The organism is Amycolatopsis vastitatis (assembly GCF_002234595.1).
Taxonomy (GTDB): domain Bacteria; phylum Actinomycetota; class Actinomycetes; order Mycobacteriales; family Pseudonocardiaceae; genus Amycolatopsis; species Amycolatopsis vastitatis.
Window position 1 is genome coordinate 193,558 of sequence record NZ_NMUL01000001.1, and the last position, 21,603, is coordinate 215,160.

General features: G+C 70.8%; 25 protein-coding genes and 2 tRNA genes. 10 read left to right on the forward strand and 17 right to left on the reverse strand.

Annotated elements, in window-relative coordinates:
* Positions 1–140: 140 nt before the first annotated feature.
* Positions 141–1,367, forward strand: coding sequence for an MFS transporter (locus CF165_RS01055; protein WP_093945487.1), 1,227 nt, complete (start codon positions 141–143; stop codon positions 1,365–1,367).
* Here the strand turns inward: CF165_RS01055 and CF165_RS01060 are convergent.
* Positions 1,309–1,893 carry a TetR/AcrR family transcriptional regulator gene (locus CF165_RS01060; protein ID WP_093945488.1) on the reverse strand — a complete coding sequence of 195 codons (585 nt, stop codon included), beginning with the start codon at positions 1,891–1,893 and terminating at the stop codon, positions 1,309–1,311. The two genes, CF165_RS01055 and CF165_RS01060, sit on opposite strands and share 59 nt — an antisense overlap.
* Before the next feature lie 95 nt (positions 1,894–1,988).
* Here CF165_RS01060 and CF165_RS01065 point away from each other — a divergent pair, with 95 nt between their 5' ends.
* Complete coding sequence (locus tag CF165_RS01065; RefSeq protein ID WP_240521415.1) at positions 1,989–2,414, forward strand: nuclear transport factor 2 family protein; 426 nt, start codon at positions 1,989–1,991, stop codon at positions 2,412–2,414.
* A gap of 106 nt (positions 2,415–2,520) precedes the next feature.
* On the opposite strand, the gene CF165_RS01070 is transcribed toward CF165_RS01065, so the two are convergent.
* The 3 genes from CF165_RS01070 to CF165_RS01080 all read right to left on the reverse strand — a co-directional run bounded on the left by CF165_RS01070 (position 2,521) and on the right by CF165_RS01080 (position 4,249).
* Positions 2,521–3,309, reverse strand: coding sequence for a metal-dependent hydrolase (locus CF165_RS01070; RefSeq protein ID WP_093945552.1), 789 nt, complete (start codon positions 3,307–3,309; stop codon positions 2,521–2,523).
* A gap of 59 nt (positions 3,310–3,368) precedes the next feature.
* Entirely contained in the window at positions 3,369–3,722 is a 354-nt protein-coding gene (locus CF165_RS01075) for an STAS domain-containing protein (RefSeq protein ID WP_093945489.1), read from the reverse strand.
* Positions 3,723–3,940: 218 nt separating this feature from the next.
* Positions 3,941–4,249, reverse strand: a complete 309-nt coding sequence (locus tag CF165_RS01080) for a WhiB family transcriptional regulator (RefSeq protein WP_093945490.1) — start codon at positions 4,247–4,249, stop codon at positions 3,941–3,943.
* Positions 4,250–4,413: 164 nt separating this feature from the next.
* On the opposite strand from CF165_RS01080, the gene CF165_RS01085 reads away from it, so the two are divergent.
* From CF165_RS01085 to CF165_RS01095, 3 genes are all read left to right on the forward strand, one after another.
* The gene (locus tag CF165_RS01085) at positions 4,414–4,830 is read left to right on the forward strand and encodes an ATP-binding protein (RefSeq protein WP_093945491.1); all 417 of its coding nucleotides are present in this window, start codon (positions 4,414–4,416) and stop codon (positions 4,828–4,830) included.
* Complete coding sequence (locus tag CF165_RS01090) at positions 4,827–5,606, forward strand: SigB/SigF/SigG family RNA polymerase sigma factor (protein ID WP_093945492.1); 780 nt, start codon at positions 4,827–4,829, stop codon at positions 5,604–5,606. Before CF165_RS01085 ends, CF165_RS01090 begins: the two co-directional genes overlap by 4 nt.
* Positions 5,607–5,667: 61 nt before the next feature.
* Positions 5,668–6,087 carry an ATP-binding protein gene (locus CF165_RS01095; protein WP_093945493.1) on the forward strand — a complete coding sequence of 140 codons (420 nt, stop codon included), beginning with the start codon at positions 5,668–5,670 and terminating at the stop codon, positions 6,085–6,087.
* Here CF165_RS01095 and CF165_RS01100 read toward each other — a convergent pair.
* Complete coding sequence (locus CF165_RS01100; RefSeq protein WP_167441305.1) at positions 6,073–6,567, reverse strand: MarR family winged helix-turn-helix transcriptional regulator; 495 nt, start codon at positions 6,565–6,567, stop codon at positions 6,073–6,075. The genes CF165_RS01095 and CF165_RS01100 overlap by 15 nt on opposite strands.
* 48 nt (positions 6,568–6,615) lie before the next feature.
* Here CF165_RS01100 and CF165_RS01105 point away from each other — a divergent pair, with 48 nt between their 5' ends.
* Both CF165_RS01105 and CF165_RS01110 read left to right on the forward strand, forming a co-directional pair.
* Positions 6,616–7,593, forward strand: coding sequence for an aldo/keto reductase (locus CF165_RS01105; protein WP_093945495.1), 978 nt, complete (start codon positions 6,616–6,618; stop codon positions 7,591–7,593).
* 18 nt (positions 7,594–7,611) lie between these two features.
* Positions 7,612–8,250, forward strand: a complete 639-nt coding sequence (locus CF165_RS01110) for a nitroreductase family protein (RefSeq protein ID WP_093945496.1) — start codon at positions 7,612–7,614, stop codon at positions 8,248–8,250.
* On the opposite strand, the gene CF165_RS01115 is transcribed toward CF165_RS01110, so the two are convergent.
* A complete protein-coding gene (locus CF165_RS01115) occupies positions 8,195–8,893 on the reverse strand; it encodes an alpha/beta fold hydrolase (protein ID WP_093945497.1) in 699 nt (232 codons plus the stop codon). The two genes, CF165_RS01110 and CF165_RS01115, sit on opposite strands and share 56 nt — an antisense overlap.
* 10 nt (positions 8,894–8,903) lie before the next feature.
* On the reverse strand, positions 8,904–9,578 hold the full coding sequence (locus CF165_RS01120) for an HNH endonuclease family protein (RefSeq protein WP_093945498.1): 675 nt from the start codon (positions 9,576–9,578) through the stop codon (positions 8,904–8,906).
* A 180-nt stretch (positions 9,579–9,758) separates the two neighbouring features.
* Here CF165_RS01120 and CF165_RS01125 point away from each other — a divergent pair, with 180 nt between their 5' ends.
* Complete coding sequence (locus tag CF165_RS01125; RefSeq protein ID WP_093945499.1) at positions 9,759–10,802, forward strand: tetratricopeptide repeat protein; 1,044 nt, start codon at positions 9,759–9,761, stop codon at positions 10,800–10,802.
* A 58-nt stretch (positions 10,803–10,860) separates the two neighbouring features.
* Positions 10,861–11,328: a hydrogenase maturation protease gene (locus CF165_RS01130; RefSeq protein WP_093945500.1), complete on the forward strand. Its 468-nt coding sequence runs from the start codon at positions 10,861–10,863 to the stop codon at positions 11,326–11,328.
* Here the strand turns inward: CF165_RS01130 and CF165_RS01135 are convergent, their stop codons facing one another.
* A complete protein-coding gene (locus CF165_RS01135; RefSeq protein WP_093945501.1) occupies positions 11,329–12,237 on the reverse strand; it encodes a LysR family transcriptional regulator in 909 nt (302 codons plus the stop codon).
* Between the two features lie 87 nt (positions 12,238–12,324).
* On the opposite strand from CF165_RS01135, the gene CF165_RS01140 reads away from it, so the two are divergent.
* Entirely contained in the window at positions 12,325–13,626 is a 1,302-nt protein-coding gene (locus CF165_RS01140) for an aspartate aminotransferase family protein (protein WP_093945502.1), read from the forward strand.
* Positions 13,627–13,698: 72 nt separating this feature from the next.
* Here the strand turns inward: CF165_RS01140 and CF165_RS01145 are convergent, their stop codons facing one another.
* The 9 genes from CF165_RS01145 to CF165_RS01185 form a co-directional block, all read right to left on the reverse strand.
* Positions 13,699–15,042 (reverse strand): cellulose binding domain-containing protein, encoded by a 1,344-nt coding sequence (locus tag CF165_RS01145; RefSeq protein WP_093945503.1) that lies wholly within the window; start codon positions 15,040–15,042, stop codon positions 13,699–13,701.
* Positions 15,039–16,658, reverse strand: a complete 1,620-nt coding sequence (locus CF165_RS01150; protein ID WP_093945504.1) for a glycosyl hydrolase family 18 protein — start codon at positions 16,656–16,658, stop codon at positions 15,039–15,041. The genes CF165_RS01145 and CF165_RS01150 overlap by 4 nt, the downstream gene beginning before the upstream one ends.
* A 183-nt stretch (positions 16,659–16,841) precedes the next feature.
* A complete protein-coding gene (locus tag CF165_RS01155) occupies positions 16,842–17,144 on the reverse strand; it encodes a hypothetical protein (protein WP_093945505.1) in 303 nt (100 codons plus the stop codon).
* Positions 17,145–17,170: 26 nt separating this feature from the next.
* Entirely contained in the window at positions 17,171–17,881 is a 711-nt protein-coding gene (locus CF165_RS01160) for a nucleotidyl cyclase domain-containing protein (protein WP_093945506.1), read from the reverse strand.
* A complete protein-coding gene (locus CF165_RS01165) occupies positions 17,878–18,519 on the reverse strand; it encodes a hypothetical protein (RefSeq protein WP_093945507.1) in 642 nt (213 codons plus the stop codon). The genes CF165_RS01160 and CF165_RS01165 overlap by 4 nt, the downstream gene beginning before the upstream one ends.
* Before the next feature lie 101 nt (positions 18,520–18,620).
* The gene (locus CF165_RS01170; RefSeq protein WP_158226729.1) at positions 18,621–19,214 is read right to left on the reverse strand and encodes a Crp/Fnr family transcriptional regulator; all 594 of its coding nucleotides are present in this window, start codon (positions 19,212–19,214) and stop codon (positions 18,621–18,623) included.
* A gap of 378 nt (positions 19,215–19,592) precedes the next feature.
* Positions 19,593–19,666, reverse strand: a tRNA-Arg gene (locus CF165_RS01175).
* Between the two features lie 46 nt (positions 19,667–19,712).
* Positions 19,713–19,802 (reverse strand) — tRNA-Ser (locus tag CF165_RS01180).
* 65 nt (positions 19,803–19,867) lie between these two features.
* Positions 19,868–21,583 carry a phosphatidylglycerol lysyltransferase domain-containing protein gene (locus CF165_RS01185; RefSeq protein ID WP_093945509.1) on the reverse strand — a complete coding sequence of 572 codons (1,716 nt, stop codon included), beginning with the start codon at positions 21,581–21,583 and terminating at the stop codon, positions 19,868–19,870.
* Between the last annotated feature and the right edge of the window lie 20 nt (positions 21,584–21,603).

A 21,603-nucleotide genomic window follows, 5' to 3' on the forward strand; every position in this document is an offset into this window, starting at 1 on the left:
CCGGGCACCCCCTCGCCACGCGTAGCGCAGGTACGAGGAATAACTCGGGCTGATCTTACTTCTTGTTACCGGAAGTGCATATTGAGTCTTGTCGACTCAACTTTCTTGCGCTTGCTGCGCGCACGTGCCAGCTTGGGTTCATGGGGGTACTGAGGAACGCGGACTTCCGGCGGCTCTGGCTCGCCGACCTCGTGAGCCAGCTCGGCAGCCGGATCGACGTCCTGGCCGTGCCGCTGCTCGCGGCCACCACGCTCGGGGCGTCGGTCTTCGAGATCTCCCTGCTGCGGACCGCGGAAACCCTGCCGTACCTGGTCCTCGGCCTGCAGGTCGGCGCGTGGTGCGACCGGATCCGCCACCGCCCGGTGCTGATCGCCGCGGACGCCGGGCGGGCGCTGCTGATCGCCTCGGTCCCGGTCGCCGCCCTGTTCGGCGTGCTCGGCCTGGCCCAGCTGCTCACCGTCGTCCTCGCGGCCGGCGTGCTCCGCGTCTTCTTCGACGTCGCCCACCAGACCTACGTCCCGCGGCTGGTGCCACTCGAGCAGCTGCCGGAAGCCAACGCCCGGCTGCAGACGAACCGCTCGGTGGCGGCGGTCGCGGGTCCCGGCCTGGCCGGGCTGATCGTCCAGGCGCTCGGCAACGCGGCGGCTCTGGCCGTCGACGCCGTCAGCTACCTGTGGTCGGCCCTCTGGCTGAGCAGGATCGCGACACCCGACGTGCTACCCGAACGGCGTGAGCGGCGGCTGCTCCGAGAAATCGGCGAAGGACTGCGCCTGGTCCGCGGCGACCGCGTCCTGCTGGCGATCAGCCTGCACGGCGCGGTGTCGAGCTTCTTCCAGTCGGCCCACCTGGCCATCGTGGTCGTCTTCCTGGCCCGCGAGGTCGGGCTGTCCGCCTGGGTGATCGGGCTGCTCGGGACGGCGTCGCTGACCGGCGCCCTCACCGCCGGGCTGACCGCGCGGTGGCTCGGCGAGCGGATCGGCCAGGCGCGGGCGCTGCTGTTCGCGGCGGTGCTGTTCGGCTTGGCCTACCAGCTGTACCCGCTCACCGGCCGCGGCTGGGCGCTCTCCTGCTACGTCGCCGCCGGGTTCTTCACGAGCTTCAGCGTCATCGTGCTGAGCGTCTTCGGAGTGAGCTTTCAGCAGGCCGTCACGCCACCGGACCTGCTGGGGCGGGTCAACGCCATTTCGCAGACGCTGGTGTTCGGCGTCGCCCCGCTCGGCAGCCTCCTCGGCGGCGCGCTGGCCAGTGCGTTCGGCATGCGGGCAACCCTGCACATCGCGGCGGCGGGAGTCCTGGCGTCGGCGGCGGTCATGGTGTTTTCGCCGCTGCGGAAGCTGCGCGACCTGGATCGGCTTCAGGCGGCCTGAGCCCGTCGACGACGACGCGGACCAGGTGCCGGCTCCCCGGCGAGTACCGCTCGACGGCGAGGCAGCCGACGATGAGCGCCCGCAGGTCGTCGCCGTCGATGTCCGGCCGGACGGCGCCGACGGCCTGGGCCCGGCCGAGCAGTTCGGCCAGCGCGGCACGGAACTCGTCGCCCGCACCGGCCTTGAAGGCGTGCCCGCCGGACTCGGCGAGGGCGTCGCAGATGGCCCGGTTGAGCGATGCCTGCTTGATGACGCGGACGAAGTAGCCGAAGAACGCCTCGCCGGGATTCTCGGCGGTGACCAGCTCGCGGGCCTCCGCGGCGAACTGCTCGATGCGTTCGAGGACGACGGCCTGGAAGAGGGCTTCCTTGCTGGGGAAGTGCCGGTAGACGGTCCCGGCCCCGACGCCGGCCAGCCGCGCGATGTCGTCGAGTGGCACGGCCAGCCCGTCGACGGCGAACGCCTCCTCGGCGGCGGCCAGCACCTTGGCCCGGTTGCGCCGCGCGTCGGCGCGCATCTTCTCCATCGAGTCTCCTCGTTGACAACCGGAGCGTGCGTTCCGTATCGTCGTAAGCGGGTCCGTCGTTCCGATTCAACGCCCATTCTGGCAGGAGAATTCCGATGACTCGCACCGTGCCCGAAATCGCCGCCCTCGTCCGTGAGGGCATGTCCTCCCTGGACGCCGCCCCGTTCGCCGGCCACCTCGCCGCCGATGTGGTGTTCGAAATGCCGTTCTCCGGCCTGCGGATCGAAGGCCGGGAGGCGGTCGTGGCCACTCTCACCGACGGCGGAGTCCGGGCCCGGGCGGCCGGACTGACCCACGCCGAGGTCACGACCACCCTGACGGACTCGGGATTCGTGGTGGAACTGGTGGTCTCCGGCCCAGCGGTGAAGTTCGCGTCGTCGGTGGGGATCCTGACGGTCTCGGACGGCGAGATCACGTCCTACCGCGACTACCCGAACGTGCCCGGAGCCGCGGCCGCGATGGGCTTTTCGGACACGGAGGCGCTTGTTGTCAAGTCCGGAGCCCCGGAAAACGCCGAGTAGTCCGCATCGGCCGCGGTTGTCCACGGATTCCCCGGCGAACTGCTTGACCTCCGGCCCCTCGTCCACTCGCGCGACTACACCGACACTGCGGCCGCCGCGGAACGGCTCAAGGCGTTGTCGCGCGCTGACTCGTCGGCGGGATGAACAAGCGCTGGAACGTGTCCACTGTGTACGTCCAGACCCCCGGCACCAGCAGCACGCCGAGCAGCGCGAACACCGGGAAGATCAGCCGCTTCTCGACCTTCTTGCCGGTACGGAACCGCAGCACGCGCGGTGGCCGGATCTCGTACCAGGTCTCGCCCGCGATCGGGATCGGGAACAGGAACGGGCAGCCGGCTTCGGTCAGCGCGTCACCCAGGCAGTGGGTCAGGCAACCCGCCGCGACCGCGATCCCGAGCCAGCCCGAAATGGACGCCAGTTCACCCGCTCGATCGGGTGGGGCCGTGAAGAACCACCACGCCACCGCCGCGCCGCTCACCGGCAGCAGCCAGTCGCCCAGTGCGCCTTCCGCCAGCATCAAGCCGAAGATCACGACGCCGACCACGGCCCACGGGCCGCCTTCGGTGGTGCCCCAGGACGTCAGGACGCCCAAGCCGGCCGCGAACAGGACGGTGTGGGACAGGTGGCGGTGCTTGCCGGTGACGTTCTCGTCGCGCGGACCCTTCGTCAGCGCGTAGAACCCCGCCGAGACCCGGCGCAGCACCCAGGACAACGCCCCGGTCAGCCAGCCGAGGAGCCGGGACGCGCTCGCGCCGGGGTGATCGAGGTCGGGCAGCAGGGCGAACCCCGCCGTCGTCGCCGCGAAGACCACCGCCTGGTGCACCGAACCCGCCCCGACCGCGGGCGCCAGCGCGAGGCCCGCGCACCAGCCGGTCAGGGCATGCGTCCGCCCCATCATCGTGCCGCCCCCAGGTTCCGCGAACCGAAATCAGTCCGCGGAACCGTAGCGGGCGGTCAGCCTTGGGGGTCCTCCGACACGCTCAGGTGTTCGGCCACGCCGGTGAGTTCGATCACCCGGCTCACCGCGGGGCTGGGGACGACCTCGAGTTCGACGTCCTGCTCGCCGGCCTGGCGTTGTGCGCGGAGCACCACGTTCAGCGCGGAGGAATCGAAGAAGGTCACCCCGGTCAGATCGGCCACGACCCGCTGCGCGCGCTTGTCCGCGATAAGCCCCGCCAGGGCCTCCTGCAGCTGCGGACTGGTCAGCAGATCGAGCTCGCCGGTGACCACCACCCGGGGCTCCGTCGCGTCGGTGTCCAGCGTGATGCCGAACCCGGGCGGGGTGGCGTTCTGGTCGGCTGCGGGCATGCAGTTTCTCCTCGTCAGGCGCTGCTCCTGCGCCGGGTACGCGCCTGCTGTCTCAAGCGGCAACCGTGTCACCGTGCCCTTCCGAAGCTCGCGCCCGGCACGGTCAAGGCAACTCCGGGGCCAACCCTAACCCAGGAGGCGACCGAGCCCGCCACGGCCGCCGCCCTTTCGCGTGTACTGCTCACGAGGGATCAAATCCTGCCTGCTCAGCGCTCTGCTCAGTGCGCACTCATCGCCTTCCGCGCCGCCCTGCGCTCGCGCAGGAAGAGCTGCCGCCGCTCGATCTCCCCGAGGCCGCCCCAGATGCCGTACGGCTCCTGTACGGTCATCGCGTGCTGACGGCACTGGGCCAGGACCGGGCAGGTCTGGCAGATGGCCTTGGCCCGCGTCTCACGCCGCTCCCGTGCCGAACCCCGCTCGTTGTCCGTGTGGAAGAAAAGGCTGCTGTCCGCACCCCGGCAAGAGCCGTGCAGCTGCCATTCCCACTCTTCAGCAACCACGTTGGGCAGCCGGCTCACGTCAGCCATGTCGTCCCTGCCTTTCCCAGGAGCTCCCGTGTCGACCGCTACATGCCCGCCGGTGCAGCGGATCAAACGCGGGTTTGGTTTGCTCACACCACGGGCATCTCGCCGACGGGCGTGAACAGGACACCGCCGCACACCTGGAGCGCGAGCCGGAGAAAGGAACAAACGTGGAGGACAACGCCCCGCTCGTCCCGGAAGGCGCGCAGGTCATCGAGGTGCGGACGGCAGCGATCCCGCACGTCGTGCCCACCCTGCGGACCATCGTGGCCGACATCGCGATGCGCCAGGACTTCGACCTCGACGCCGTCGAAGACCTCCGGATGGCGGTGGACGAGGCCTGCTCGCTCCTGCTGCCCGCCAGCGCGGACGGCCGGCTGACCTGCGTCTTTTCGTGGAGCGGGCCGCGCATCGAGGTCTCGGTGTCGGTGCTGGCGGACAGCGCCGAGCACGAGGACGACGCCGGCCTGTCTTGGCAGCTGCTGACCGCGCTCGCGACGACCGCGCAGCGCACGGTCACCCCGGAGAACGGCCGGTACCTCTCCCGGGTCGACCTCGTACGGGAGAGCCAGGCGGCGGACTCGTGACCGAACCCGCCGGGAGCAGCGGGAACGACCTCGACGTCGGCGCGCTGTTCACCCAACTCGCCGCCCTGCCCGCGGACTCGCCGGAGCGCGACCGCGTCCGCGACACCCTCGTGCGCGCGCACCTGGAGCTGGCGCGGAACCTGGCCCGGAAGTTCCGCAACCGGGACGAGGCGATGGAGGACCTGGTCCAGATCGCCACGGTCGGGCTGATTCACGCCGTCGACCGGTTCGACCCCGGGCAGGGGACGGACTTCCTGGCCTTCGCGGTGCCCACCATCTCCGGCGAGCTGCGGCACCACTTCCGGGACAACAGCTGGTCGGTGCGGGTGCCGCGGCGGCTCAAGGAGCTGAACGCGAACATCTCCGCCGCGCGCGAAGAGCTCACCGTGCAGCTTTCCCGCGCGCCGAAGCCGAGTGAGATCGCCGCGCGGCTCGGCGTGCCCATCGAAGACGTCTACGAGGGCCTTCGCGCTGGTCAGGGCCGCTACGGCGCGTCGCTGGACCACCTGCTCGAGAACGCGGCGCACACCCGGTTCGGGGCGCCGGACGCCGAGCTCGGCCAAGCCGAGCTGCGCGAGGCACTGCGTCCCATGCTCGAGAGCCTGCCGGACCGGGAGCGCAAGATCGTCGCGCTGCGGTTCGGCTCGGGGATGAGCCAGTCGGACATCGCGCGCCGCGTCGGGGTCTCCCAGATGCAGGTATCGCGGTTGCTGGCTGCGACGCTGAAGAAGCTGCGTTCGGGCCTGGACGAATCCGAGCTGGCCGACGGCACCTGATTAGCCGCACCCCCGCTTGGGTACTTCGCGGGCGGACCGAACTCACTGGGAGGGGGACCGGATGACGACGTCGAAGACACCGCCGTGCACAGACGTGGCCGTCCCTCCGCTGAGGGTGCTCCTCCCGGCCGACGTCACGGCACCCGCGCTGGCCCGGCACGAGGTCCGCGCGGCGCTGCTGCGGCTCGGCCTGCAGGAGCGGCAGTTCGACGACGTCCTGCTGGCGACCTCGGAGCTGGTCACCAACGCCTTCGAGCACGGCGAACGGCCCCAGCGGCTCGAGTTGGAGTGCGCCGACGGGCGGCTGACGCTGCGGGTGCACGACACCGGCCGGATGCTGCCGCGGCTGCGGGCGCCGTTGCCGGGCGAGGCTCGCAGCCGCGGGCTCGTCCTGGTCCAGGCGCTGTCGCTGGACTGGGGTTTCGAACGCTGCCCCGGCGGCAAGTACGTCTGGGCGGTCTTCCAGCTACCGGACGTCTGATCCGGCGAGTCCCCTGGCGGCGCCGGTCTCGCCGATCCGCTGCCGGAACGGCTTCCTTTCCAGGGCTTCCAGGATCGCGTCCAGCAGGGCGCGCAGCGAATACGGCAGCTCGGCTTCGAGTGCCTCCGCCGCCTCGGTCGTCGCCGTCCACTCCGCCTCGATCAGCGGCAGCAGGTCGCGCGTCTTCTCGGTGAGCGAGACGATCCGCTGCCGGGCGTCGGCGCCCGGCTCGAGGCTCACGAAACCGGCCCGGTTCATCTGCGCGACGGTCTGGCTGGCCGCCGAGTGCGTCACGCGCATCTCTTCGGCGAGGTCGCGGATGGCCAGCGGGCCGCGCGCGAGCAGGGCCCGCACCACCGGCGAGTAGCGGGGCCGGTAGCCGTCGAGGCCGATGTCGGCGAGGAACCGCGCGACGTCGCCGTCGAGGATCTCGAGGACGTGCCGCATCCGGGTCCCCAGTCCTTCCGGACCCGAAATCATGGCCATGACGGCCGATCATAGGCGCCGGTCGTGTGCTTGGATCGCGACATGGAGAACCGGAAGATCACCCGCCTCGGCCGCGAGGTGTCCGTCGTCGGGCTCGGCTGCTGGCAGCTCGGCGCGGACTGGGGCGAGGTCGACGAGAACGACGCACTGGCCGTGCTGCACGCCGCCGCCGACAACGGTGTCACCTTCTTCGACACCGCCGACGTCTACGGCGACGGCCGCAGCGAGCGGCTGGTCGGCCGGTTCCTCGCCGAGCGCGGGGACGTCTTCGTCGCGACCAAGATGGGCCGCCGGGTCGAGCAGGTGCCCGAGAACTACGTCGCCGCGAACTTCCGCGAGTGGAACGACCGGTCGCGCCGCAACCTCGGCGTGGACACGCTCGACCTCGTCCAGCTGCACTGTCCGCCGACGCCGGTGTACTCCTCCGACGCGGTGTACGACGCGCTCGACGCGATGGTCGACGAAGGCCGCATCAAGGCGTACGGCGTGAGCGTCGAGACGTGCGAAGAGGCGCTGACCGCGCTGGCCCGGCCTCACGTGGCTTCCGTCCAGATCATCCTGAACTGCCTCCGGCTCAAGCCCCTGGAGCGCGTGCTGCCCGCGGCGGCGGAGGCGGGCGCCGGGATCATCGCGCGGGTGCCGCTGGCCTCGGGCCTGCTGTCCGGGCGCTACACGGCGGAGACGAAGTTCGCCGAGAACGACCACCGCAACTACAACCGCCACGGCGAGGCGTTCGACGTCGGCGAGACGTTCTCCGGTGTGCCCTACGAGGCCGGGCTCGAGGCCGTCGAGCGGCTGCGCGGGCTCGTGCCCGCCGGCCAGACGCTCGCGCAGTTCGCGTTGCGGTGGATCATCGACCAGCCGGGCTTGAGCACGGTCATCCCGGGCGCGCGGAACGCTTCGCAGGCTTCGGCGAACACGGCGGCGGCTTCGCTTCCGCCGTTGTCCCCGGAGGCGCTGGCCGGTGTGCGCGAGACGTACGACGAGCTGATCCGGCCGCTGGTGCACGACCGCTGGTAGGCCCGGCATGATGGGCCGATGATGACGCCCGAAGAGCTCCTGACCACCACCAGGACCGTCCGGAAACGGCTCGACCTGGACCGGCCGGTGCCACTCGACCTGGTGAAACACTGCGTGCAGGTGGCGCTGCAGGCGCCGAGCGGCTCGAACACCCAGCGGTGGCAGTGGCTGGTGGTCACGGACGAGGACCAGCGCGCGGCGCTCGGGCGGATCTACCGCAAGGCGTGCCAGGAGTACCTTTCGTCCGACCGGGCGGCCGGCAAGCTCTTCGCCGACGACCCGTCGCGGGCTCCGGTGCAGCAGCGCGTGGGCGACAGCGTGGCGTACCTGGCGGACCGCATGGGTGACGTGCCGGTGCTGGTCGTCCCCTGCCTGGAGACGGAGTCGGCGGAGCTGCCGCCGGGCAACCAGGCGGGGCTGTGGGCGTCGCTGCTGCCGGCGGTGTGGAGCTACATGCTGGCGGCCCGCTCGGTGACGCTGGGCACGGCGTGGACGACGCTGCACCTGAAGTACGAGCAGGAGGCCGCGGAGGTGCTGGAGCTGCCGAAGAACGTGCACCAGGCGGCGCTGATCCCGACGGCGTTCTACACGGGTGAGACGTTCAAGCCGGCGGCGCGCCAGCCCCTGGAGGAAGTGCTGCACCTCGACCGCTGGTGACCTCCGCCAGGTAGCCGGCCAGGCGGTCGGCTACCTGGGCCGGGTGGCTCAGGGGCGCGCAGTGCGGGCCGTCGATCTCGTCCGGCTCGATGCCGAGCCGGTCGCGGGCCACGCGGCGCTGGAAGTCCGGGACGAAGAACCGGTCGTCGCGGCAGAGCAGGACGCGGGTCGGGACGTCCGGGTGGGCCGGCAGCGGCCACGGCTCGTCCCACTCCTTGCTGACCTGGTCGCGTCCCCGCGCCTGGCATTCCTCGGCGAGCCCGGCCGGGACGCCGTTGAAGAACTGCTCGGTTTCGCTCAGGCCGGTGGGTGCCCGGAAACCCGTGTTGCCCCACCACTGCCCCGGCGGCTCCCCCGGCGCCGGGATCATCCCGGCCAGGTACACCAGCAGCCGCGCCCGGACCTTCGCCGCGACCAGCGGCGCGGTGAACCCGCCGTACGAGTGGCCGACGACGGCGACGTCCGTGCGGTCGCCGAGCGCGGCCAGCACCGTCTCGGTGAACTCCGCCAGCCCGGCCGCGGGGTCGGTGATCGGCAGGTCGGGCGCGACCGCGTCGTGCCCGCGGGCCGCCAGCTCGGGCACGAGCCGGTGGAAGTCCCACCCGCTGCCGCCGCCTCCGTGGATCAGCGCGAACGTCGTCATTCCGGCCACCTCAGCAGCGGTGCAGCATGTCCGTCAAGGCGGTTTTCTCGGCCTGCGTGACGGTGAGGCCGTAGTAGTGCTTCACGACGATCCAGTCGGTCGCGTAGGTGCACCAGAACGCCACGAGCGGCGGCTTCCACTGGTCGGGCGCCTTGTCGCTCTTCTGCTGGTTGACGTTGTCGGTGACGGCGAACAGCTGCGGCCGGGTCAGGTCGTTGGCGAACTGCTCGCGCTTCTCGGTCGTCCACGCCTTCGCGCCGCTCGCCCACGCCTGTCCGAGCGGGACCATGTGGTCGATGTCGACGTCGGTGGCCTTCGTCCAGGTCTCGTCGTCGTAGACGCTGGTCCAGGTCCCGGACGTCGGCTTGCAGTCCTTGTCGGTCTTGACGTCCTTGCCGTCGCGCTTGAGCACGACTTCGCGGGTGTCGCAGCCGGAGCCCTGGCTGTCCCAGTGCGGGAACTTCTCGCGTGAGTAGCCGTCCATCGACGTCCGCGCGGCGACGGTCAGCTCGCCGAGCTGCTTCTGCGCGTCGGCCGCGCCGACCGGAACCGGCGCGCCGGAGGTCGGCGGCGTCGCGCCCGCGCCTCTGCTCGTCACCCAGTAGCCGAAGAGGGCGACGGCCAGGACGGCGACTACCAGCAGGATCCGGTGCGTCACGCTCAGCCGAAAGCTTCGGGCCGCCACGATTTTCTCCTCTCACCTGCGCGTGCGCGCGGCGTAGTGTCACCTCTGCCGGCGCGGGAAAACCGCGTCGACACGACGACCTGGCGCGAATGTGACCTGGCCCACCCACGGCCGAAACTGTCACACCGAGCCGATCCTCTGCGACTACCGGAGCAGGACCCATCCGGGAGGGAGCAGCCGATGCCCGGTCGGCTCAAGAAGTTCGACGAGTTCTTCCAGCGCAAGGCCGCCGAGGGCGGCAACGTCGTCGCCATGGCCCGGATGGGCGCGGCGATGCGCGAGCGCGGCGACCTCGCCGAAGCCGAAGCGTGGTACCGGAAGGCCGCCATGGGCGGCGACCGCGTCTCGATGACGGCGCTGGCCCACCTCCTCGCCGACCGCGGCGCCCGGGACGAGGCCGAGCGCTGGTACCACGAAGCGGCACTGGCCGGCGAGCCCCACGGGATGCTGAACCTGGCCCGGGCGTACGAACGGCAGGGGAAGCGCGAAGAGGCCCAGCACTGGTACGGCGAGGCAGCCGGCGCCGGTGACCTGCCCGCGATGGCCGCGCTGGGGCACCTGTTGCGGGAACAGGGCCGTCCCGAAGAGGCGGAGTCGTGGCTGCGCCAGGCCGCCGACGCCGGCCTCACGGGCGCGATGATCGACCTGGGGCTGGTGCTGCGCGACCGCGGCCAAGCCGCGGAGGCGGCCCGCTGGTGGCGGTCGGCGGTGCTGGCCGGCGACTACGCGGCCACCTGCCCGCTCGGCAGGCAGGCCGAGCGGCTCGGCAGGCCGGGTGACGCGGAATCGTGGTACCGCCAGGGCGCGAGCGGCGGCCACGTCGAGGCGATCGTCCGGCTCGGACTCCTCCTGCACCGCCGCGGCGACCTGGAAGAGGCCGAGCACTGGTACCTCGACGCGGCCGAGCACGGCGACCCGGCGGCGATGACCAACCTGGGCGTGCTGGCCCGCAACCGCGGCGACGAGGGCGAAGCGGCGGCCTGGTACCGCAAGGCCGCCGAGCACGGCAGTGTTCCGGCGCTCACCAACCTCGGCCACCTCGCCGAGCACCGGGAGGACCTGGCGCAGGCCGAGCAGTGGTTCCGCCGCGCGGCGGAGACGGGCGACGTCCAGGGGATGCTCAGCCTGGCGCGCATGCTGCGGGCGCGGGGCGCCGCTCACGAGGCTGAACAGTGGCTGGCCCGTGCGGAGACCGTCCAGGAAGACCGCGAGCATCAGCACTGAGTATTGTGTGATCCATTTCACAGTTCTAGCCTGAGAGCGCACCCCTGGAGGTCGCGCAATGAGGCCACGAGTCCTGGTCGCGGGTATCGGCAACGTCTTCCTGAGCGACGACGGCTTCGGCGTCGAAGTGCTGCGGGAACTGGACCGGACGGGCCTGCCGCCGTGGGTGCAGATCGCCGACTACGACATCGCGACGGTCCACCTGGCCTACGACCTGACCGGCGGCTACGACACGACGATCCTCCTGGACGCCACGCCGCACGGCGTCCTACCGGGCACACTGTCCCTGACCTCGGCGACCGACACACACGACCTGCACGGCGACGCGGTGTTCCGCCTGCTCCGCCTCCTGGGCGGCGACGCGGGCCGGGTCCTCGTCCTGAGCTGCGAACCGGCGTGCGTCGACGGCGGGATCGGGCTGTCACCGCGGGTCCGGGCCGCGGTCCCGGCCGCGGTGCGCGTGGTCACCGAACTGGCGTGGGGCGCCAGCCCGGAACTGCCCGTGCGGGAGCCGACCGAGGTGTGATCACTTCCCGGCCCAGTCGGTCAGGGCCGGCAGGTCCGGCGGTTGCCGCAGGGCTTCGAGGACCACGTTGACCCCCGCGCGTTGCGGTGTGCCTCTGCGCACCGCCGCCGTGATCGTGCGGTTCACCGGTGTTGCCAGCTCGCGCGTGGCCACGCGGTAGCGGCGGTCGACCGCCAGTCCCGGCAGCAGCGCTATCGACAACCCGGCCTCGACGTGCTGCAGCGTCATCAGGTAGTTGCTGAACCGGCACACCACCCGGGGCTCGAAGCCGGACTCGCGGCACAGGCGCAGCGTCAGGTTCGCCATGTACGACTGGGGCATGTCCAGCGCCCACGGCTCGTCCGCGTACGCCGACAGCACCGCCGGGCCGCGGGGTGCCTCCGCTGCCGTGACCAGCACTATCGGGTCCGTGGCCAGCGGGACGATGTCGAGGTCGGGGCCCAGCGGCAGCTCGACGAAGTCGGTCGTCGTGATGATCACGTCGGCGTCCCCGCCGCGCAGGGCCGGGATGCTCTCGTGCGGCTCCAGCTCCAGCAGCTGGACCTCGAGGTGCGGGTGTGCCGCCCCGAGGCGGGTCACCGCCGGGACCGCCAGGGTGTGGATCGCGCTCTGGAACGCGCCGAGCCGCACCAGGCCGGCCGGTTCCTCGCCGAGGCTGCGCAGCTCCGCCTCGACCGTGTCCATGTGGTCGAGGATCGCCCGCGCTCGCCGGGCCAGCATCAGTCCCGCCGGGGTCAGCCGGACCCGGCGGCCGGTGCGTTCCAGCAGCTGGGTGCGGGTTTCGGCTTCGAGCACGGCCAGTTGCTGCGACACGCTCGACGCGCTCAGGTGGGCGTCCTGCGCCACCGCGCGGACCGTGCCCAGCGTGTCGAGCCTGCTCAGCAGACGCAGGCGCCACGGGTTCAGCATCGGCCCATTCTTGTCCGGCCAAACCGAACAAGAAAGCCGGAATTGTGAGATGGACCTGTCGCTCGGCGCGGCCTTACCGTCGACGGCATGGCTGCGGAATTCTGGGCGGACGTCGACCGCCACATCGTGCGCTACGGCGGGGCGTTCACCCGCGAGATCATCGATCACGCCGAAGGCAGTTTCGTCTTCACCGAGGACGGCCGCCGGATCCTCGACTTCACCTCCGGGCAGATGAGCGCGATCCTCGGGCACTCGCACCCGGAGATCGTCGCCACCGTCCGGCAGCAGGTCGGGAAGCTGGACCACCTGTTCAGCGGCATGCTGAGCCGCCCGGTCGTCGACCTCGCGCGGCGGCTCGCCGGGACACTCCCGGCGCCGCTGGAGAAGGCGCTGCTGCTCACCACCGGGGCCGAGTCGAACGAGGCCGCCGTCCGGATGGCCAAGCTCGTCACCGGGAAGCACGAGATCGTCTCCTTCGCCCGCTCGTGGCACGGCATGACGCAGGGCGCGGCGAGCGCCACCTACAGCGCGGGCCGCAAAGGCTACGGGCCGGCCGCGCCCGGCAACTTCGCCATCCCGGCGCCGAACGCGTACCGGCCGGACTTCACCGACGCCGACGGCCACCTCGACTGGCGCAAGCAGCTCGACTTCGGCTTCGACCTGATCGACGCGCAGTCGGTCGGGAGCCTGGCCGCGTGCCTCGTCGAGCCGATCCTCAGCTCCGGCGGCGTCATCGAGCCGCCGCCCGGCTACTTCGCCGCGCTGGCCGCGAAATGCCGCGAACGCGGGATGCTGCTGATCCTCGACGAGGCCCAGACCGGCTTGTGCCGCACGGGGAACTGGTACGCGTTCGAGCGCGACGGCGTCGTCCCCGACATCCTGACGCTGTCGAAGACCCTCGGCGCCGGGTTGCCGCTGGCCGCGGTGCTGACCAGCGCCGAAATCGAGCAGGAGGCGCACGAGCGCGGGTTCCTGTTCTTCACGACGCACGTGGCGGACCCGCTGCCGGCGGCGGTCGGCAACACCGTCCTCGACGTGCTCGTCCGCGACCGGCTCGACGAACGCGCGCTCAAGCTGGGTGACCTGCTGCGGAAGGGGCTCGAGCGGATCGCCGAGCGGCACGAGGTGGTCGGCGACATCCGCGGCCGCGGCCTGCTGGCCGGGCTGGAACTGGTCGTGGACCGTGAGACCAAGCGCAGCTCGGACGCACTGGGCGCCCAGGTGACGCGGCGCTGCCTCGAACTCGGGCTGCACATGAACATCGTGCAGCTCCCCGGGATGGGCGGGGTGTTCCGGATCGCCCCGCCGCTGACGGCGTCCGAAGACGAGATCGCGCTCGGCCTGGAGATTCTCGACGAGGCGATCGGCGACGCCGTCAAGGCGCTTTGACAGGCGAAGGGCCTCCTTGCCGGCCCGGGGAGCCGGCAAGGAGGCCCTTCATTCGACAGCGTCAGAAGCCAGTCAGAAGCCCGCTGTCACCTTCGTGAAGTCCCAATCGTTCTGAGCGATGCCGCTGCAGGTCGACTGCACGCCGCCGCCGGGGCAGCCGCGGTCGCGGTTGACCGACCAGAACGCCAGGCGCGCGATCTTGTTCGACTTCGCCCAGCTGGTGATCTGGGACCAGGTCGAAACGCTCGTCAGCTCCTGCTGGTCGGACAGGCCGTTCATGCCCGAGATGCCGAGGTGGGCGTACGCCGTGGCGTCGCTCCACCCGAACGTCGACTTCAGCTTGTCCCGCAAGCCGTTCGCCGCGCTCACCGTGCTCGCGTACATGTCCGCGCCGCCGCCGAAGTCGAACGGCATGATCGTGTACACGTCCACTCCGGCACCCAGCGCCTTCGACTGGTCGATGAGCCGGTTGCCGTAGTAGTTCGGGCCGGTCGTCGACGTGCCGAACGTCAGGATCGTCTGGACACCCGGGTTGTTCTGCTTGACGATCTTCAGCGCACCGAGGATCCGGTCCTGCACGGCCTCGTTCTCGAACTCGTCGGAGTTCTCGATGTCGATGTCGATCGCCTTGAGCCCGTACGCGTTGATCACCTGCTGGTACGCGCCGGCCAGCGCGGCGGACGTCGAACAGTTCGGGCCGAGCTTGTTGCCGCTCCAGCCGCCGAACGACGGGACGACCTGGCCACCCGCCGCCTTGATCTGCGCGATCGCGTTCGCGTCGGCGCTGCCCGACAGCGGACGGCTGCCGTCCCACGCCGGGTTGCAGCCACCGGAGGAGTTGACGAACGCCATGGTGAACCACTTGATCCCGGTCGCGCTCATCACCGCCTGCGGGCTCGGCGGGTTGCCCCAGCCCAGGTACAGGTACGGCGCGCCGCGGCCACCCGCCGGAGGCGGTGTCGTGGTGGTCGGCGGAGTCGTCGTAGGCGGCGTAGTGGTCGGTGGTGTGCCCCCGGCGGAGCACGAACCCCCGTTCAGCTTGCAGTTCGACGGCGCGACGTACGAACCGGAGTACGCCACGTTGAACCCGAAGCCGGCACTACCGCCGTTGGCGACGTTGCCGTTCCACGTGTTCTTCACCGTGACGTGCTGGCCGGACGCCGTGTAGCTGCCGTCCCACAGCGACGAGATCTTCGCGCCGCTCGGCAGGTCGAACTCGACGGTCCACGTCGGCAACGTCGAACCCGAGCCGTTGGCGATCGTGTACTTGCCCTCGTACCCGGTGCCCCAGTCGGAGCCCTTGCTGAAGGTCGCCGAGACCCCGCCGGCCGCGTTCGCCGGGGCGATCACGAACATCGCGCCGATCGTGGCGGCCGCGGCCGCCAGCCCGAGTGCGGGCAACCACCCGCGCCTCACGACAGGCCGCCCTTCATCGCGGAGATGAGCTCGCCGTTGCTCGTGTCGCCGGTCAGCTCCCAGAAGAAGGCACCGCCGAGACCCTGCTGCTTGGCGTAGGACATCTTCCCGCCGATGGTCGACGGGGTGTCGTAGCTCCACCAGTTGCTGCCGCACTTCGCGTACGCCGTGCCGGCGATCGTGCCGGTCGACGGGCAGCTGTTCTTGAGGACCTTGTAGTCCTCGATGCCCTGCTCGTACGTGCCCGGCGCGGGGCCGGTCGCCGTGCCGCCCGGCGTCGACTGCGTGACGCCGGTCCAGCCGCGGCCGTAGAACCCGATGCCCAGCAACAGCTTGCTCGACGGGACGCCCTTGCTCTTCAGCTTCTGGATCGCCGCGTCGGAGTAGAACCCGGCCGTCGGGATGCCCGAGTACGACGTCAGCGGCGAGTGCGGGGCCGTCGGGCCCTGTGCCGCCCAGGCGCCGAAGTAGTCGTAGGACATCACGTTGTACCAGTCGACGTACTGCGCGGCGCCGCCGTAGTCGGCGACGTCGAGCTTGCCGCCGCTGCTGCCGTCCGCGGTGATGGCCGACGTGATCAGGAACGACGAGCCGAACTTCGCCCGCAGCGCGCCCATCAGGTTCTTGTAGGCCGCCGCGCCGCTTGTGTCACAGGACAGGCCACAGGCGTTGGGGTATTCCCAGTCGATGTCGATGCCGTCCCAGATGTCCGCCCAGCGCGGATCCTTGAGCAGGTTGTAGCAGGACTGCGCGAACGCGGCGGCGTTCTGCGCGGCCTGACCGAAGCCGCCCGAGTAGGTCCAGCCGCCGAACGACCAGATCACCTTCAGCCCGGGGTGCAGCTTCTTCAGCTTCCGCAGCTGGTTGAAGTTGCCGGCCACCGGCTGGTCCCAGGTGTCGGCGACACCGTCGACGCTGCCCGGGGCGTCGTAGGTCTTCTGGTAGTCGGCGTACGGGTCGTCGTTCGCCGAGCACTGCCCGTTCGTCACGTTGCCGAACGCGTAGTTGATGTGGGTCAGCTTGCTCGCCGAGCCGGACGTCTCGATGTTCTTGACGTGGTAGTTGCGGCCGTAGACGCCCCACTGCACGAAGTAGCCGACGTTCTTCAGCCCGCCAGGCGGAGGCGGCGGGGTGGTCGTCGGGGTGGTGGGCGTCGTCGGGGTGGTCGTCGGCTGCGTGGGCGTTGTCGGCGTGGTGGTCGGCGTGCCGCCGCCGGCGTCGCAGGAGCCGCCGTTCAGCTTGCAGTTCGACGGCGCGGAGTACGTGCCGGAGTAGGCGACGTTGAAGCCGAAGTTCGCGCTGCTGCCGTTGCCGACGTTGCCGTTCCACGTGTTCTTGACGGTGACGTGCTGGCCGGACGCGGTGTAGCTGCCGTCCCACAGGGACGAGATCTTCGCGCCGGACGGGAGGTCGAACTCGACCGTCCAGCTCGGCAGCGTCGAACCGGAGCCGTTGTTGATCGTGTACTTGCCTTCGTAGCCGGTGCCCCAGTCGGAGCCCTTGGTGAAGGCGGCGCTGACGCCACCGGCGGCGCTCGCCGGCACGGTGACGATCCCGACCGCGAGCGCGCCGACCGCGGTGAACAGACCGAGGAGGTGCCATCTCTTTCTGGACATCGCTCTCCTTTGAGCCAGGTACCGGACGGCGGAAACCAACACCACCGGCGGGGACCATGGCGGTGTTTTGCGCCGTTTGCGCAAACGGTACGTGGTCCAGACCATTTGCGGAAGCGTCACCACGAAGAGTGATCAATGGTCAAGACCACCGCCCGGCTCAGGGGTCGCAGTGGTCCAGTCCAGTTACACTCTGGCACCGGCCGGGTTCGCGGAAGACCGGGGACGGACGTAGGCGTAGAACACCGTGCCCACCAGGAGCGCGACACCGCCCCACATCGCCACGGTGCCGACGGTGTGCCAGGTTTGGGCCTTGGCGCACAGGGTCGAATGCGTGAGCTCGGTGCCGATCTGGCCGATCACGGTGTTGCAGACGCGCAGGCCGGTGTTCGTCACCACCCGCGCCACCAGGCCGGCCAGGGCCAGGAGGACGGCGAGGACGCCGGAAAGGATGCGCAGGGCGAGAGATCCGCGGTAGGTCGTGGACATGTCGTGGCCTTTCTGCCGGAAGGGGTTCAGTGCCGACGGCGGCGGGCGCCGGTGACCGAGCGCCCCGCCAGCAGCGAGTTCGTGACGTGCTGGTCGCCGCCCGCCGAAAGCGCCACGCCTCCGGCCGGCCGCGCCGGGCGCCGGGGTGCCCGCGCCCGCTCGGCGATCCGCTCGGCGGCGGCGTCGGCGCCAGGAATGGTGAGCCACGCCGTCACCCGGGTTTCCTTCTCCGCGACGGGCACCGGGAAGTAGCCGCGGGCCGGCCCGGGCCCGTAGCCGTGCCGGGCGGTCCCGCGGTAGAGCTCGTCGGAGATCAGGACGGCGGCCGGGGCCCCGGACGTGGTGAGCGCTTCCCGCAGCGGCGTCGCCTCGACGAGCCGGAAGACGTGGTTGACGTCGCTGCCGACGAACCCGAGACCGTCGTGGTGGAGGTCGCCGGCGTGCAGGGCGATCCGCACGGGCCGCGGCCAGGGACGGCGGGCGTCGGTGAGCCGGTCGAGCACGGGCCCGAGCAGGACGGGTTTCGGCACCTTCGCCGGCACGACGACGAGCACGCCGTCACCCCGGTCCTCGTGCGCGCACCCGTCCCACGGCACGCCGCCTTCGTCGAAGGAAACGGCCAGCCTCGAGTAGAGCGCGGACCGGGCCGCCAGCTGCTCGGGATTGGTCAGCGACCCGAACCCGCGCAGGTCAGCGACCAGCAGGGTCGCGGGCAGCGGGTAGTGGCCGGCCGTCACTTCTTGCAGCCGATCGCGAAGCCGCCGAGCGCGCCGCAGCCGTGCTGGGTTTCGAGCGCGGACATCGCCATGCCGCCGTTGTTCAGCATCAGCGCGTAGGCGGCGGGGTTCAGTTCCCACCGCTTGCCGTCCCACCGCATCGGCACCACGCCGAGCTGCGAGCCGCCGACCGAGATCGGGATGGACGCGGTGTCGGCGTTGCCGGTCGCGGTGCCGAGCCGGACGTCCGTCAGCTTGGCGCGCAGCGGGTTCCCCGAGGCGAACGACAGGCCCATCATGGTGTGGCAGGTCTTCGAGTCGTTCGACGACGCGAGCAGGCACCAGCTCGCCGAATCGCGGTCGATCTCCGCCTGCCGGAGCTGCTCGGCGGTGTGCTGCGCGCCCGCGAGCCCCTTCTCGTACATGGCTCCGTCGGGTCCGGTGAGCGCGTTGTAGGTGGCGATGCCCCCGCCGAGCAGCAGGAGCACGGCCAGTCCGCCCAAGCCGATCCGCATCCGCCGGGAATTGTCGTTGTGCGTGGTGTTGATGTCGCGGCCCGCGAGCTGGGAGTTCGAAACGGTCTGGTTGCCCCCGGCGTCGAGGCGTACGCCTGCCGGGGGCTCGTCGTCCTCCACCTGCTCCGTTCGGTACTGGTCCACTGGGTCTCCTTCGCTGCGTCCGTTCGGGCGGCGAGGAGTCGACCACGCGGAGGTGGGACGGCCGAAGGGCTTGTGCCTCCGGTGTCCCACAAGACACCGGTTTAGTGATCCAGCTGAGCGAGCTCGCGGAGCTTGGGGACGTCGTGGAGCTGGACGACACCCCGGCGGGTGCTGATCAGCTCTTTGCGGCGGAGGTCCGCCAGCACCCGGCCGACGGTCTTGCGTGACGTGCCGATGATCGAGCCGAAGTCCTCTTGGGACACGATGTGGACGGTCGCGGCACCGGTGGCGTTCTCGCGCGCCGCGCCGACGAGCGCCCTGGCGACCTTGACCACCGGCGCGGTGTCGCTCTCGATCCGGTAGCGGTCGGACTCGACCATCCGCTCGGCGACCACGCCGAGCACGAGGGTGAGGAACGCGGGGAACCGGCTCATGAGCTGGTCGAGCTGCTGCGGATGGAGGACCAGCGCGCTCACCGGCGTCACGGCGGTCACGGTGGCGGACCGCCGCTGCAGGCCGAAGGCGGCGAGCTCGCCGATCAGGTCGCCGTCCCGGCGGTGCGCGATGACCCGCTGCGAAGCGACGTCGTGCCCGCAGACCCGGACGACGCCGCGGGTGATGACGCCGATCCAGTTCGTCGTGTGGCCGGCCCGCATCAAATCGGCCCCGGCGGCGAACTTCTGGTCACTGCCCACGCGTTCCAGGGCACGCCGGAGTGGCGGTGGGAGCCGGTGCAGGAAGGGCAGGTGCACGTCCGCATTCGCCGTTTCACCCGGCCCACGGGAAAAATCGCGACCGGTATCGAAACCAGGCATGGTATTCGAGCCTCCTCCGGCGTAGTGCCACGTCAAGAGACCAAGTCGTGCCGGAGAGCGACGATGTTGCAGCCGAGAAGGTCCCAATTCCGCCACGCAGGAATTCGACGGGGAAATGGGAGAACCGGTAATCGATCACCGTTGCGGTTTGCTGCGGGTCGCCACCGTGAGGAGGCACACCGGGAGCCACTGGCCCGGCGAACAGAGAAGAGGCCCCTCCGGCGAACCGGAGGGGCCTCTTGCCGTCTCAACCAGACGTGCGCCCGAAGGGATTCGAACCCCTGACCTTCTGATCCGTAGTCAGATGCTCTATCCAGCTGAGCTACGGGCGCGTGTTCAGTTGTTCTCTAACCTAGCACCCGGCGAACCGGGCACCAGCGGAGGCTCCGGGATTTGAACCCGGGAGGGGGGGTTACCCCCAACCGCATTAGCAGTGCGGCGCCATAGACCAGACTAGGCGAAGCCTCCTGGGCCCAACGACCACTGCTCAGATAGGTTACACACCCCCCGATCACCCCGGAACGGCACCCCCCTCACGCGCGCCGCAGGAGTCTGAGCAGGCGGGGGGAGCGGCCGCCGAGGCCTTCGGCCTCGAACGTCGCGATGCCGACTCGGGGGAGTTCGCGGACCGCCGGGTACACCAGGTAGCGGGGTACCCAGCGTGGCTGGAACTTCGCGTTGAAGCGGTAGAGCGTCTCGATCTGGATCCAGCGCGAGAAGAAGTGCAGCACCTTCGCCGACATGCGGGCGACCGGGCCGGCGCCGATGCGCTGTCCTTGCTCCATCAACGCCCTGAACGCCGCGAAGTTCAGTGACACCTGCGAGACGCCGTGGCGGGGAGCCGCCAGCAGCAGCTCCGAGATCATCAGCTCGTTGACGCCGTTGTCGGCCGCGCGGTCGCGGCGCATCACGTCCAGGGAGAGGCCCGTCGCGCCCCACGGGACGAATTGGAGGACCCCGCGGACCCGGCCGCCTTGTTCGGCCGTCACCAGCACCGATCCCGGGTCGCCCATGCGGCCCAGTGCCATTGAGAAGCCGCGCTCGGTGTCCGTGCCGCGCCAGTTCGCGGCCAGGACCTCCAGCTCGGCCAGCTCGCCGGGGCGCAGGTCCTCGGCCCGGCGCACCAGCACCTTGTAGCCCGCGCGCTTGGTGCGGGCCGCCGCTTGACGGACGCCGCGCATGGCTCGGCCGTCCAGGGTGAACTCGTCGACGTCGACGACCGCTTCGTCGCCGATCTCCAGGACCTCCAGGCCGAACCGGGCCCAGACCGTCGCGCCCAGCTCGGAGACGCCCATCGCCGCCGGGGTCCAGCCGTTGCGCCGGCAGACCTCCAGGTACTCCTCGATCGCGCCCGGCCACGCCTCGTGGTCGCCCAGCGGGTCCGCCGAGGACAGCGCGACGCCGGCGATCACGCGGTAGGTGACCGCGGCCTTGCCCGTCTTCGAAAACACCGCGAACTTGTCCCGGCGCAACGCGAAGTAGCCGAGCGAGTCCCGTTCGCCGTGCTCGTCCAGCAGCTTGCGCAGGCGGGCGACCTCGTCGTCGGACAGCCTCGGCGCCGGCTCGGCCGACCGCAGCAGGAAATACGCCGCGACCAGGACCGCGGCGAGCCCGAAGAGCAGGCCGACGGCCGCGGTCATGTCCTCCAGCCACATCTGGCGGAACACCGCGGGCCCGCTGGCGCCGACCAGCGCGAGCGCGGACTCGGCGAGCCGGTCCGGAAAGGGCATCGGCTCCAGCACCGCACGCGACGGCACCGACAGCAGGATGACGTTGATCACGAACCCGGCCAGCAGCAGCTGCAGGAACACCCGCGCCGCGCGCCAGCGCCCGACCACCGGGTCCGGCTTCGCGACGAAGTACCGCCGGTTCGCGATCAGGCCCACCAGCAGCACCACCGACACCACGCCGGCGCCGAAGACGTGCTTCAGCCCCAGGTGCGACATCGTGAGCAGCACCGTCGCACCGACCGCCAGCTGCCAGGCCCGGCGCTTGCGGCGCCGGAGCCCCGCGGCCAGCATCACCAGCAGCACGCCCATGGCCAGCGCCACGGTCGCCGCCGCGACCGTCGCCTCCTGCGGCAGCTCGAGCCATTCGGCCAGGTGACCGCGCAGGCTGCGCCGCCCGGCCGGCACCAGGATCGATCCCAGCGTCATCAGCCCGGCCAGGCGGGTCACCCAGGTGATCACTCCCACGGTGGTGGCTCCCGCCACCTTCCAGGTGATCTGCGCGCGTGTCCCGGTCACCACCTGTGCAACCCGCTGTGGAT

Bases quoted from the DNA above. Each gene is read 5' to 3' on its own strand.
- CF165_RS01080 (WP_093945490.1), bottom strand. From the start codon at position 4,249: ATGGCTGACGTGAGCCGGCTGCCCAACGTGGTTGCTGAAGAGTGGGAA.
- CF165_RS01105 (WP_093945495.1), top strand. From the start codon at position 6,616: ATGGAGAACCGGAAGATCACCCGCCTCGGCCGCGAGGTGTCCGTCGTC.
- CF165_RS01065 (WP_240521415.1), top strand. From the start codon at position 1,989: ATGACTCGCACCGTGCCCGAAATCGCCGCCCTCGTCCGTGAGGGCATG.
- CF165_RS01135 (WP_093945501.1), bottom strand. From the start codon at position 12,237: ATGCTGAACCCGTGGCGCCTGCGTCTGCTGAGCAGGCTCGACACGCTG.
- CF165_RS01110 (WP_093945496.1), top strand. From the start codon at position 7,612: ATGATGACGCCCGAAGAGCTCCTGACCACCACCAGGACCGTCCGGAAA.
- CF165_RS01095 (WP_093945493.1), top strand. From the start codon at position 5,668: ATGACGACGTCGAAGACACCGCCGTGCACAGACGTGGCCGTCCCTCCG.
- CF165_RS01055 (WP_093945487.1), top strand. From the start codon at position 141: ATGGGGGTACTGAGGAACGCGGACTTCCGGCGGCTCTGGCTCGCCGAC.
- CF165_RS01060 (WP_093945488.1), bottom strand. From the start codon at position 1,893: ATGGAGAAGATGCGCGCCGACGCGCGGCGCAACCGGGCCAAGGTGCTG.
- CF165_RS01100 (WP_167441305.1), bottom strand. From the start codon at position 6,567: ATGATTTCGGGTCCGGAAGGACTGGGGACCCGGATGCGGCACGTCCTC.
- CF165_RS01140 (WP_093945502.1), top strand. From the start codon at position 12,325: ATGGCTGCGGAATTCTGGGCGGACGTCGACCGCCACATCGTGCGCTAC.
- CF165_RS01150 (WP_093945504.1), bottom strand. From the start codon at position 16,658: ATGTCCAGAAAGAGATGGCACCTCCTCGGTCTGTTCACCGCGGTCGGC.
- CF165_RS01075 (WP_093945489.1), bottom strand. From the start codon at position 3,722: ATGCCCGCAGCCGACCAGAACGCCACCCCGCCCGGGTTCGGCATCACG.
- CF165_RS01125 (WP_093945499.1), top strand. From the start codon at position 9,759: ATGCCCGGTCGGCTCAAGAAGTTCGACGAGTTCTTCCAGCGCAAGGCC.
- CF165_RS01130 (WP_093945500.1), top strand. From the start codon at position 10,861: ATGAGGCCACGAGTCCTGGTCGCGGGTATCGGCAACGTCTTCCTGAGC.
- CF165_RS01070 (WP_093945552.1), bottom strand. From the start codon at position 3,309: ATGGGGCGGACGCATGCCCTGACCGGCTGGTGCGCGGGCCTCGCGCTG.
- CF165_RS01115 (WP_093945497.1), bottom strand. From the start codon at position 8,893: ATGACGACGTTCGCGCTGATCCACGGAGGCGGCGGCAGCGGGTGGGAC.
- CF165_RS01155 (WP_093945505.1), bottom strand. From the start codon at position 17,144: ATGTCCACGACCTACCGCGGATCTCTCGCCCTGCGCATCCTTTCCGGC.